Annotated in this window: 8 protein-coding genes; 1 reads left to right on the forward strand and 7 read right to left on the reverse strand. The window is 69.1% G+C overall.

Features of this window, described 5'->3' with window-relative positions; translation table 11 throughout:
* Positions 1-30 precede the first annotated feature (30 nt).
* The 3 genes from D7X30_RS10450 to D7X30_RS10460 all read right to left on the reverse strand — a co-directional run bounded on the left by D7X30_RS10450 (position 31) and on the right by D7X30_RS10460 (position 6,416).
* Entirely contained in the window at positions 31-975 is a 945-nt protein-coding gene (locus D7X30_RS10450; RefSeq protein WP_158619230.1) for an SDR family oxidoreductase, read from the reverse strand.
* A 79-nt stretch (positions 976-1,054) separates the two neighbouring features.
* A complete protein-coding gene (locus tag D7X30_RS10455) occupies positions 1,055-4,543 on the reverse strand; it encodes a serine/threonine-protein kinase PknK (RefSeq protein WP_158619231.1) in 3,489 nt (1,162 codons plus the stop codon).
* Positions 4,544-4,586: 43 nt separating this feature from the next.
* Positions 4,587-6,416 (reverse strand): sigma 54-interacting transcriptional regulator, encoded by a 1,830-nt coding sequence (locus D7X30_RS10460; RefSeq protein WP_120562750.1) that lies wholly within the window; start codon positions 6,414-6,416, stop codon positions 4,587-4,589.
* A 242-nt stretch (positions 6,417-6,658) separates the two neighbouring features.
* On the opposite strand from D7X30_RS10460, the gene D7X30_RS10465 reads away from it, so the two are divergent.
* Complete coding sequence (locus D7X30_RS10465) at positions 6,659-7,759, forward strand: erythromycin esterase family protein (protein WP_233591503.1); 1,101 nt, start codon at positions 6,659-6,661, stop codon at positions 7,757-7,759.
* 5 nt (positions 7,760-7,764) lie between these two features.
* On the opposite strand, the gene D7X30_RS10470 is transcribed toward D7X30_RS10465, so the two are convergent.
* The 4 genes from D7X30_RS10470 to D7X30_RS10485 form a co-directional block, all read right to left on the reverse strand.
* Entirely contained in the window at positions 7,765-8,907 is a 1,143-nt protein-coding gene (locus tag D7X30_RS10470; protein ID WP_120562752.1) for a hypothetical protein, read from the reverse strand.
* A gap of 87 nt (positions 8,908-8,994) precedes the next feature.
* On the reverse strand, positions 8,995-9,630 hold the full coding sequence (locus tag D7X30_RS10475; RefSeq protein WP_120562753.1) for an FMN-binding negative transcriptional regulator: 636 nt from the start codon (positions 9,628-9,630) through the stop codon (positions 8,995-8,997).
* A 48-nt stretch (positions 9,631-9,678) separates the two neighbouring features.
* A complete protein-coding gene (locus D7X30_RS10480) occupies positions 9,679-10,476 on the reverse strand; it encodes a DUF3014 domain-containing protein (RefSeq protein ID WP_120562754.1) in 798 nt (265 codons plus the stop codon).
* A gap of 36 nt (positions 10,477-10,512) precedes the next feature.
* A complete protein-coding gene (locus D7X30_RS10485; RefSeq protein ID WP_120563262.1) occupies positions 10,513-11,037 on the reverse strand; it encodes an OmpA family protein in 525 nt (174 codons plus the stop codon).
* Positions 11,038-11,122 lie beyond the last annotated feature (85 nt).

Below are 11,122 nucleotides of genomic sequence, written 5' to 3' on the forward strand. Positions count from 1 at the left end.
CCTTTCAGGAGTGTGTCTGGTGGATGGCGTTCACTGTGACTTGATCTGCCAGGGGAGTTGTTTCTTCTCTGCCGGAGCGACGTGTGCATTGAGTTCGCGCAGCACCCGTCGCGCATATTGCCGGACCGTGGTCATCTCCAGGGGCATGGCGCGCAAAAGGTTTGTCATGTTCACGGAGTGTCCCTGGCCCGAGCACAGCATGAGGTTGCAGATGGACTGCTGGAGCGGGTCATCCGTCGCGTAGAGCTGTTCCCTGAGCGCCGCTTCGGAGACAAGCTCAAGCTCGAACTTGCGGCCGCTCTCTTCCTCGAAGATGGCCACTGCATCGCGGTAGCTGACAGCCTCCGGTCCGCCAACATCCAGCAGCGCGTTCTCCGCATGGGCGTTGTCGAGGCACCGGATGGCCAGCGTGGCGACGTCGGGAACCGAGATCCAACTGATTCCTCCCTCGCCCGAGCCGAAGATTCGTGCCTTTCCCTGGACGTAGTCGAAGCCCGTGAGCGGAGCCATCCACACCTCCATGAACCAGCTCAACCGCAGGGCGGTGTACCGCATGCCGCTTTGGGCCAGGTGCGCCTCGACGGCACGACGGGCCTCCAGCAACGGGAAGGCCCCCTCGAACGAGAGGACCGGGACGGAGATATAGACAAAGCGCTTCACCCCGGCCGCTCTGGCCGCATCCACGAGATGCATCTGTCCTTGTTTGTCGACCGTCTCGATGGCGTCGCCCGGCTGGCGATTCAACGTGGTGGCGGCCGTGGTGATGACGCTGTCCACTCCCTGGCACGCATGAACAATCGAGGCTTCATCCTTGAGGTCTCCCTCGACCAGCTCAACGCCCAGGCGCCGCAGCAGCTCGACCCGCGCCGGGTCGGACGTGCGTCGCACGAGGCCTCGCACGGAGTGTCCCTGCTCGACGAGTTGACGGCAGATATCGCTCCCCAGTAGCCCGGTCGCGCCAACGACAAGAATCATGAACGATGTCCTTTTCTCCTGCACGCACGGGCATGGTCTCGATGGGACACAGGCGCGGAACCGACTCGCAGGATGCGGCCTAAAGATAACCGAGACTCCTGGCTTGGAACAGGGCGTCCGCCAGAATCGCGCGTGCCCGGATGGGACGCCCTGCGTCCCAGGCGACTGCTCCCTGTACAAGCCGTGAAGTGAGCTCCTCCGGGAGGTGGTGCTGGGCGGGATGCAGGATGGCCCTGGCATGTATCGCCGCGTCTTGCAGCGCCGCGCGTTCCAGGCACACGACCATCAATGGCAGTCTCGCGAGCCAGTGGAATGGGTAGACAAAGGAGATGCGCTGCCACGAGTCGAGGGCCTCGCGGCCATGGGTCTCGACTGCGTCATGATCACCGTCGCGGAGCGCGAGCCAGGCCATGTTCGCCCGGGCCACGCCAATGTATTCGAGGATCTGGGCCGCGCTGGCGACCGCGAGCGCCCGCTCGGAGCAGGCGCGGGCTTCCGCGGCGTTCTGGCGCATCCGGTGGATGATGAGAAGGTAGGCCAGGCACCGCGAATGCACGGTCAGGTCCCCGATGCGCTCGAGCTCGGAGAGCGCGGCACGCATCTGTTCTTCCGCTTCCGCGAGGCGGCCGCGGAACATCAACGTGAAGGCCAGGAAGTAGCGCGACTCGGCGACGAGGGCCGCGTCGCCGGACTCCTCGCTGGCTCGGAGCGCCGTTTGCGCGAGGCGCACCGTTTCTTCCGAGTGTGAATAGCGCTCCCGCCGGAAGTTGACGCGCGCGAGCATCTGGTGGAACTGGGTCCTCTGCGAGGGCAGCCCGTGGACCTCGACGACGCTCGAGACCCTGCTCGCGAGCGGCGTCATCGCGTCGATGTCGGCGACCCAGTAATGAAAGAGCATCCTGTCGATGTGGACTTGAATCCACTCGTGCCACCAGGTGTCGCGGGCTGGATGCAACGGTGGGGGCTCGTCGCCCAGAGCCGCTTCGGCCAGGGCATAGCTCCGCAGTGTGTCCTCGTCCCGATGGTGGGTGTCCCAGGTCTTGCCAATCTTCCGGTGGAGCCGGGCGCTCACGATGCGCTCCGTCTCTGGGACCCGCGAGAGCGCATTCCCAAACGCGGCCCGTGCCTCTTGCTGCGAGCCCGTGAGCGCGAGCAGGTCCGCGAGCCGCTCGTAGAGCGAGCAGAGGGGCACCGGTGGCGGGGAAGATGGCTCGCCCGTGGTAGCCGGCTGAAGCCCCTCGGCGATAGCCAACCTGTAGAGCGCAAGCCCTTCGTGGTTGGCATAAGTCTGCCTGGCCCGGTCCGCGGCCTTTCCAAAATACAGCGCCCCTTTGTCGTGAACGCCGGCGTGAGCGAAGTGGTGCCCGAGGTCTCGGAAGGCACCCGGATCGTTCGCGGACCTCGCCTCGACCGCGAGCGCCGCGCCCAGGTGCAGTGCGCTCCGCTTCTCCGCAGGGAGCTGCTCGTACGCCGTCTCCCGGATCTTGTCGTGGACGAAGCGCAGCCGTCCGGAGGCGGTCTCCTCGATGAACTGCCGCCTGCGCAGCTCCGCGAGCCCGTCGAGCACCTCCGCCTCCGCGAGCCCGGCCAGCGCCGGCAGCAGCGCGCCGTCGAACTCGCGCCCCAGGACCGACGCGTGCTCCACCAGCGCCCGTCCGGCGCCGCCCACCCGGGACAGGCGGCGTTCGATGAGCGCGGCCAGCGTGTGCGGCAGGAGCAGGTGGCGCGCCCGCTTGTCCGTTTCGGCTCCAGGCCAGCGGAGCTTCCAGGCTCCGTTCCTGTCCCGCACCAGCAGCCCCTCGTCGATGGCCGCGCGCAGGTACTCCGCGACGAAGAAGGGATTGCCTGAGGAGCTGTCCGCCAGGAAGTCCACCAGCTCCGCCGGTGACTCGCGCAAGGCCAGCATCCCGGCCACCAAAGTCCCCACGCTCGCCGTGTCGAGCCGGCCGAGCGCGATCCTCCGGATCCCCGTCGAGCCCAGGAGCGCGGTGAGCTCGGCGCCGGTCTCGCCCAGGCGGCAGGTGCCCAGGATGAGCAATCCGGGCTCACCACTCCGGGCCGCCACCAACTGCAAGAACGCGAGGGAGAGCTCGTCGGCCCATTGCAGGTCGTCGAGGACGAGCAGGACGGGCTGCTCCTCCGTGAGCGCCGCGAACGCCTTGCGCAAGGCTTCCAGGATTCGTGGCTGGGCCACGGCCGGCGGCAGCACCGGGAGCTCCGGCAGCCCCCGCACCCAGGGAAGCTCCACCAGCGCGGGCTCGTAGAGCGCGAGCCACCTGGCGCCGGTGCCCAACAGCCTTTCTGCTTCCGCGTCGCCCCGTTCGCGGCAGCGGTCCGCGAGCCATTGCAGGAGCGGGCGGAAGGGATGGAGCGCCACGGCGATCCGTCCCTGCTCCAGGGAGGACATGTCCAACAGGGCGCACTGCCCGGTCAGCGTCTTCACCTGGCGCCGGGAGGCGAGCAGGGCCACCTCCATGGCGAGCCGCGTCTTCCCCACGCCGCTCTCCCCCTCCAGGAGGATGAGCTGTCCGCGCCGCTCCTGGCGCAGCTGCTCCAGCGCGCTTCCCAGGGCCGCCAGCGGGCCCTCGCGGCCTTCGAGCCCGGGGCGATAGAGATAGCTCCTGGGCCGTGGCGTGCCCTCGCGCTCGTCGCCTTCGACACCCAACGTGTCGAGCACGTGGGCCACGTCCTCGGCGTAGCCGAGCCGGGCCTCCGGGCGCTTCTCGAGCAGCCGCAGCACGAGCCATTCGAGCTCTTCCGGGAGGCCTTCGACGTAGCGCGAGGGGGGCGCGGGCGGCTCGTTCAGGTGCTGGAACACGATGGAGCCGGCCCACGAGCCGGTGAACGGCGGACGGCCCACGAGGCACTCATAGAGGATGCAGCCCAGCGCGTAGAGATCCGCGCGCGCATCCACCAGCTCGCCCCGCAGTTGCTCGGGCGCCATGTAGGCCACGCTGCCCACGACGCGCCCTTCGGCGGCCAGCTCCTCGCGGCTCGCGGCGCCGCTGAACGACGCGGCGATGCCCAGGTCCACGAGCACGGGCCGTCCGTCCTCCCGGATGAAGATGTTCTCCGGCTTGAGGTCCCGGTGGACGAAGCCCTCACCGTGCAGGTGCGCGAGCGGCGCGCAGAGCCCGCGAATCATGGACAGCCGCGCACGGAGCGCGGGCAGGTCCACCCTGGCGCGTTCGAGGGGCGTCGCTTGCGCGGGGAGGGTTTCAGACATCTCGCCCGTCACGGCGGTTTCCGTGGACGTGGGCAGCCCCGCCCCGGACATGTCCCCAGCGGCGGACCCGAGGTGGCTTCGCAGGGTTCCCCCCTCGAAGAGCTCCATCACGTAGTAGGGCAGGCCCTCCGATAAACCTTCGTCGAGGATGCGCGCGATGCCCGGATGATCCAGACGCCGGAGCGCGTGGATCTCCCGGCGGATGCCCGCGAGCAAGGCTTCCGAGGACGCGCGGACCGTCTTGAGGGCCACCGGCACCGCGTGCTCGCGGTGCTCGGCCCGGTACACCACCCCCATCCCGCCCTGGCCCAGGATGCGGGTGACGCGATAGTCCCCGAGCATGACCGGCTCACCCGGCCTTGAGATGAGAGTCATTGGGAGCGGGCTACGGCTTCTTGAGACCCAGCACCTTCATCCGATACGACAGGGTCCGCACGGGGATTCCCAGACGCTTCGCCGCCTCGGTCCGGTTCCAGCCTGTCGCGATGAGTGCCTCCTGGACGAGCCGCGCCTCGTAGTCCCGCACCCGCTCGCGAGCCGGGTCCGGGGCTTCTTGCCCGGGCCCGGGCACGGGTGGCGCGGCGGGAGGCCGCGGTGCGCCCGCTGCCTGCACTCGCGCTGGCAGGTCGCTGGGGGTGAGCAGCGCCCCCCGTGCGACCACGACGGCGCGTTCGATGGCGTTCTTCAGCTCGCGCACGTTCCCGGGCCAGGAGTAGGCCCGCAGCAGCTCCAGCGTCGCGGGTTCGAAGCCCTGGACCGCGCGGCCGTTGCTCTCGTTGGCGAGCCGCAGGAAGCGGTGCACGAGCGGTTCGATTTCATCCTGCCGCTCCCGCAGCGGGGGAATGGCCAGGATGATGGCGTTGAGCCGGTAGTAGAGGTCCTCCCGGAAGCTCCCGGCAGCCACCATGCTCTCGAGGTCCCGGTGCGTCGCCGCGACGACGCGGACGTCGACGGTGAGCTCCTTGCTGGCCCCCACGCGTGAGAAGGCGCCGGTCTCCAGCACGCGCAGCAGCGCCACCTGCGCCGTGAGCGGCATCTCGCCAATCTCGTCGAGGAAGACCGTGCCGCCATGGGCCTCCTCGAAGACGCCTTGTTTCAAATTGCCCGCGCCGGTGAAGGCCCCGCGCTCATGGCCGAAGAGCGTGCTTTCGACGAGCTCCTTGGGAATGGCGCCGCAGTTGACGCGCACCATCCGCTGGGAGCGCCGGGGGCCCTGCTCGTGAAGCAAGCGCGCCAGCACCTCCTTCCCCGTGCCTGTCTCCCCATGGAGGATGACCGGGACGCGAGAGGCCGAGACCTGGCGCGCGGTCTCCAGCAGCCCGTGCATGGCAGCGCCCGCGACGAGGTCGCCCTGGGCCACGGTGCCGCTGTCGAACCACGGCGCCGTCGAGGTCAGCTCCACGGGCTTCTCAGGCCCGGCCCGGTTGGCGGCCGCGCGCGCCAGCTCGATGAGCTCCTCCACCGTGCCGGCCGCTCCCGGGAAGAGCGCTACGCCCACCACGAGCTGGGGGCTGGAGTCGCGCGGAAGGGCGGCGATGGCGTGCGCGAGGCGCGTCGCGTCCTCGGGGCCGGTCTCCGGGAGCAGGAACTGCACGGCGTCGCTGCCGTAGGGCGCCATCCGGTCCACCGGGCGCAGCAGGCCGTGCACGTGCTCCAACCAACGGTGGACGTGCTCATCAATCGAAGGCGGCGCACCCTGGCCCCGGGCCCGCGCGGCGCGCACCACGAGCAGGGCGAAGGGGCGGTGGAACTGCCGCGCCCGTGCCGCCTCGTCGTCCACGGCCTGCCGGAAGAGCGCATCTCCCTCCAGCCGGAGCGACTGCCCCGAACGGCCCAGCGCGTGGATCCGCGCGGGCAGCCCGCCGAGCCGGAACTCATCACCGACTTCGAGCGAGGCCGTCTGGATGCGCCTGCCGGCGACCCAGGTGCCATTGGTCGAGTCGAGATCCTCCACGGTGATGCGCTGGTCGGAGAGCAGCAGGCGCGCATGGACGCGCGAGAGCCGCCGGTCGTGGATGCGCAGGCCGGAGGGCTCGTCACGGCCGAGGGTCAAGGGAACGTCGGGCGTCAGCAACCCCAGCTCGGCGCCGTGCTCGTGGTGGACGACCACGGCGATCCGCTGCGCGTACCCCGCGACCCGCTCCTCGCCTCCACCGTTCGTGATGGGGTCCGTCTTGGTGACGCCTGTCGCCTGACGTCGCTGCCCTGCGTGCATGGCGAAAGTATAGAGGAGATGGGCGGCCGGGCAGACAGGGGCTGGGTAGACCCACAAGGCCGGCGGCTTGCCCACTGTTTCACTGGGAGAGCGCCTCGGAGCATGCTCCTTCCTGGAGACCCCGAATGAGATACCTGCTGCTCCTGATTCCCTTGCTTTCGAGCTGTGCCTCGTCACCCCGAAGTGAAGCCCCTCGGGTTTCAGACGCCGACCGGATCGTCCGGGAGCTTTGCGGCAAACAGATGGCGCTGCTGGGGGAGGAATCCCACCACGGCAGCGCCAGGACCGTGGCCTTCAAGGTGGAGTTGACCCGCAGGCTGGTGGAGGAATGCCAGTACGACGCCTTCTTCATCGAGACGGGCACCTATGACTTCCTCCGCATCCAGACGCTGCTGAAAGCGGGCCAGCCCGTCAGCGATGACACGCTCGCGGCTGCCATTGGCGGGATGTGGGCCAGTCCGGAGATGGCGCCCCTGATTCCTTTTCTAGCCGAGCGGCTCCGGGCGGGAACCCTCGCGGTCGGTGGGATTGATGATCAGATCAACCGGGGCACCTGGGCGACGAAGGAGATGGCGCGTGAGCTCAGCCCCTTGTTCACCGGCCCGCGGCAGGCGGAGTGCGGAGCGGCGCTCGATCGGCACCTGGCCTGGCGGTATGACGAAACCCACCCGTACACGGCGGAGACCGCGAAGGACCTCCTGGGCTGCGCGAAGGAGCTGGAGTCGGCGCTCTCCAGGCCCGAAGCGCCAGCGACACCCGCGCAGTTGCAGATCGCCCGCAATCTGGTGAGGAACTTCACCCGTGAGGCCGCCGCGCGGGCCCGGAAGCAGGCTCAGCCTGATGGGCCCTGGGACTGGGGTCATGACATCGCGCGAGATCGCTCCATGTTCATGAACCTGGAATGGCTCCTGTCCCAGTCCCCCCAGCCCCGGAAAGCCATTGTCTGGACTGCCACCGTTCATGCCGCGAAGGACATGTCGAGCCTGGAGTCGGACGACCGGCAGAGGATTCCGCTCGGCTCCTATGTCCGTGAGCGGTTCGGGGACCAGTCCTTCGTGCTGGGGTTCTCCGCGAGCTCCGGGAGCCATTCCATCGGCGCCAGTGCCCACACGTTTGCCCTCGCACCCGCGACGCCTGATTCGCTGGAGGGCCAGGCGTTCGCGAACCACAGCGCGGACACCCGGTATCTGGATGGGCGCCAGCTTCGTGATTTCGGGCCCAGGGTGGCCCGTCTCCTGACCTATTCCTCGTGGATGAAGGCCCCCTGGGCAACGGTCGTGGATGGGCTGCTGATCATCCGGGAGGAAATGCCTTCGCGCCCATCATCGCGCACAGCTCGATAGCGAGGTCAGAGCACGCTCTTGCCGAGCGCCAGCATCACTTCGATGAAGCGCCGGTCGGCGAGGAGCAGGGGCACCATGGGCGCCATGGCCGCGGCGACGACGCCCAGCGCCGCGCGGAGGTCCACCGGGAACCAGCGCATGCCGCGCGCGACGTTGAAGGACGTATTCAGGTCCGTTTGCGAGGAGAACTCGGGCGCGCCCAGCGGCTCCAGTCCCTTCGGTATCTCGTGGTGGAACCACCGCCGCTCGAAACGCCGCGAGTGCCAGGACGCCACACCCGAGTAGGCATGGTCCCCCCTTCGCTTCGCCATCAAGAGCTGACGGAAGAAGAACACCATCGGCGAGAAGACGACGGCAAGGCAGATGAGCGCGAAGGCGAACAGGTGAAGGGCGTAGCCGGTGACGTTCGCGCTGGAGGCGTGCGCCAGACGCTGCGCGGTGAGCGTGGAGGACAACGCGAGGACGATGACCGAGAAGCTGGCCTGGCTTGTGCCCAGGAAGCCCAGGCCGCCCGCCGAGTCTGGATGGGTGGGCACGAAAGCGAGCGGCAGCCTGGAGGCCTTGAACAGGAACATCGCCCACAGGATCGCCCGCCACAGCCAGCGCAGGAGCAGGAACCGGATGATCGGCATGCTCACCGCGAGGTACCACCACCCGGCCAGGGTGAGCGGGCCCCCGGGCTCCGCATGGAGCCAGGCCGGACGGTTCGGCAGGTAGGGTGCGTGCACGAAGGACGCGGCGAAGGAGAGGACCATCAACCCGGCCTCGATGACGCCGCTTCGCCGCCCCTGCATCGCGTCGCGAGCAATGGACTCGTAGCGGGGCAGGTTCTTCGCATCAATCAGCTCCGAGATGACGAAATGGCGCACGGCCGCCGCGAGGCGCATGTCGATGTATCCATCGGCCGCGACGAGCAGCGGTAGGGACACCAGGAACTCGACATGGGTCGCCACGTTGCTCAGGAAGGCGTGTGCCGCCGTCCCACCCTCCAGGAGCGACAGGACGAGGAGCGGCAGCCAGCTCACCAGCATCAGGCTGGCGACGCGCACGGGCAGCGAGACCCGGTCGAGACGGGGGAAGCGGTGCCGCCGGTCGAGTGAGGTTCCCTGGACCAGCGAGAAGTCGAGCAGCGAGGCGGGGACGTCCATGGTCCTCCCAAAGCTGTGCCGTGGGGGGGGCTCCTGCCAGTCGGCGAAGCAGGCAGGCTGGGAAAGGCATGTCGCCCGCCGCCTCTCTCAGGAGGGGCCGCGCGTGCGGGACCGCTTGCGCATCAGCTCGAGCAGGGCCAGCGCATCGCCGCCCTGACCCGCGAGCCCTTCCATCATTCCCGCCTGGTCTTCCGCGGAGCGGTTCTGGCCCAGCTTGAACTTGCCCTGCAATTCCTCGATGGGCAGCTCGAAGCCGACGATGTGCTCCAGCAGCTGCGCGCGGACCTCCTCTGGCAGGTGGGCCGCGTGGCCGGGGGCTCCGCTCGCGGGCTCGTACTCCGCCAGCATCACGTCGATCAGCTTCGACAGCTCCGCCTGCGTGTCGATGATTCGCGGACGGCCGAGCGCGTGCACCACCGCGTAGTTCCACGTCGGCGCGGAGGGCCGCACCTTGTACCAGGTGGGTGAGATGTACGCGTGGGGCCCATGGAAGACGCAGAGGGCCGGCCGCTCGCCGTCGAAGTCCTTCCAGTGTGGGTTGGCGCGCGCCAGGTGCCCCAGCAGCGTGCCCTTGTCGCCCCGGTCCGGCACCAGCATGAGCGGCAGGTGCGAGACGTTGATCCCCGAGCCGTGCGAGATGACCGTGCTGAAGGCGTGCTGCTTCATGAACGCGTGCAGCGTGGAGAGGTCCGACTCCTGGAAGCTTCGGGGCGTGTAGAGCATGCGGTCCGGACAGCCTTGCACGCCCCCGTGGGTGGGAGAAGCAGCGCGCTACGGTCCGCGGGCCTGCTCCTGCGACGGCATCCCCAGGGCGGCCGCCAATTCGGTGAGCTTCTCCTGCACCTTGCGCATGTTCGCAGGGCCCATGCGCAGCAGGTGCTTCTCCGCCGCGCCCAGCGCTTCCAGGTTCGGATCCGCGTAGACGTAGAGCGCGCCCTTCGTCATGAGCTCCGGAGGCGTCTTGGGGACGGAGACGCGGGTGAGCCGCCCGATGGCTTGCGACAGGGTCGCATCCAGGCTCCGGCCCGGCGGGGCCAGCTCCGCGTGCGCGGCGTCCAGCAGCGGCTTGAGCTCCTGATACACCTGTCCCGCCTTCTTCGCGTCCAGGGAGGTGATGACGCGGGCCACTCCGTCGTAACGGGTATGGCTCTCCGGCGCCGTCACCGTGTGGCCGTGACGCTTTGTCACGCGGAAGGTCCCGGTGGGCGCCATGAAGGACAGCGGCATGCGCGGGCTCTGGCCTTCCGCGACCAGGTTCACGGACGCGGCGAAGCGGCGGGCCAGGTCCTCGGAGGACAGCCAGCGCGCGAAGTCCGCGTCGCTGGAGAGTCCCTTCAACAGCTCCCTCACATGAGTATCAGTGCCGGAGAGCTGCACCGCCGGGGGCGGAGGCGGCGCCGGAGGCGTGGGCTCGGCGATTGACGGCGTGGGGGCGGGAGGCGGCTCCGACGTGCGCAGGAGGAAGTAGCTCGAACCGCCCAGGAGCGTCACGACGGCGGCGATGCCCAGGGGCCAGCGGAGGTAACGGACGGGAGACGGCGGAAGGGGGGCGTTTTCGCTGGGGCTCATGTGGATGGGGACTCGGTGGGAGGTCGATGAAAGGGTCTACAGCTCGCCGGCGCGGGCCTGTTCGGCCAGGCGGAAGGAGAACTCCGCGCGGCGGTTCTTCTCCGGGGCGTTCGTGTCCGCGGGCCGCTCCTCGCCGTAGGAGATGACGGAGATGCGCCCGGGCTCGACGCCCAGGTTCACCAGGTAGGCGCGCACGCTGGCGGCGCGGCGCTGGCCCAGCGCGATGTTGTATTCCGTCGTGCCCAGCTCGCAGGTGTGGCCCGCCACCGTCACCTTCGCGAGGCTTCGCTGACGCAGGGCCTGGGCGATGCGCGACAGCTCGTCGGTGGCCTCGGACGGGAGCAGGGACGAGTCGAGCGGGAAGTAGATGGGCGCGGCGTTGAGCGCCGCGAGCGCCTGCTCCGTGTCGTCGGGCGCGGGCCGCGCCGCGTTGCCACGGTCGCTGGTGGTGGGGGCCGGCGCGTGGGTCGCCGCGTCGGTGGTGCTGGTGTTGGCCGCGCGCCTGGCGCAACCAGAGAGGCCAATGACTGACATCAGGAGGAACAGGTGGGTTCGGTTCATGCCCTGATACATGAGCAAGGGCTGTGCCGCGGTCCCTCCGTCTGGAGTCTCGCGCGGGGGGGGCGCGATGACTCGCAAAGCGCGT

The sequence above is a fragment of the Corallococcus sp. AB011P genome (assembly GCF_003611605.1).
GTDB lineage: Bacteria > Myxococcota > Myxococcia > Myxococcales > Myxococcaceae > Corallococcus > Corallococcus coralloides.

Bases quoted from the DNA above. Each gene is read 5' to 3' on its own strand.
- D7X30_RS10450 (WP_158619230.1), bottom strand. From the start codon at position 975: ATGATTCTTGTCGTTGGCGCGACCGGGCTACTGGGGAGCGATATCTGC.
- D7X30_RS10460 (WP_120562750.1), bottom strand. From the start codon at position 6,416: ATGCACGCAGGGCAGCGACGTCAGGCGACAGGCGTCACCAAGACGGAC.
- D7X30_RS10455 (WP_158619231.1), bottom strand. From the start codon at position 4,543: ATGCTCGGGGACTATCGCGTCACCCGCATCCTGGGCCAGGGCGGGATG.
- D7X30_RS10465 (WP_233591503.1), top strand. From the start codon at position 6,659: ATGGCGCTGCTGGGGGAGGAATCCCACCACGGCAGCGCCAGGACCGTG.
- D7X30_RS10480 (WP_120562754.1), bottom strand. From the start codon at position 10,476: ATGAGCCCCAGCGAAAACGCCCCCCTTCCGCCGTCTCCCGTCCGTTAC.
- D7X30_RS10470 (WP_120562752.1), bottom strand. From the start codon at position 8,907: ATGGACGTCCCCGCCTCGCTGCTCGACTTCTCGCTGGTCCAGGGAACC.
- D7X30_RS10475 (WP_120562753.1), bottom strand. From the start codon at position 9,630: ATGCTCTACACGCCCCGAAGCTTCCAGGAGTCGGACCTCTCCACGCTG.
- D7X30_RS10485 (WP_120563262.1), bottom strand. From the start codon at position 11,037: ATGAACCGAACCCACCTGTTCCTCCTGATGTCAGTCATTGGCCTCTCT.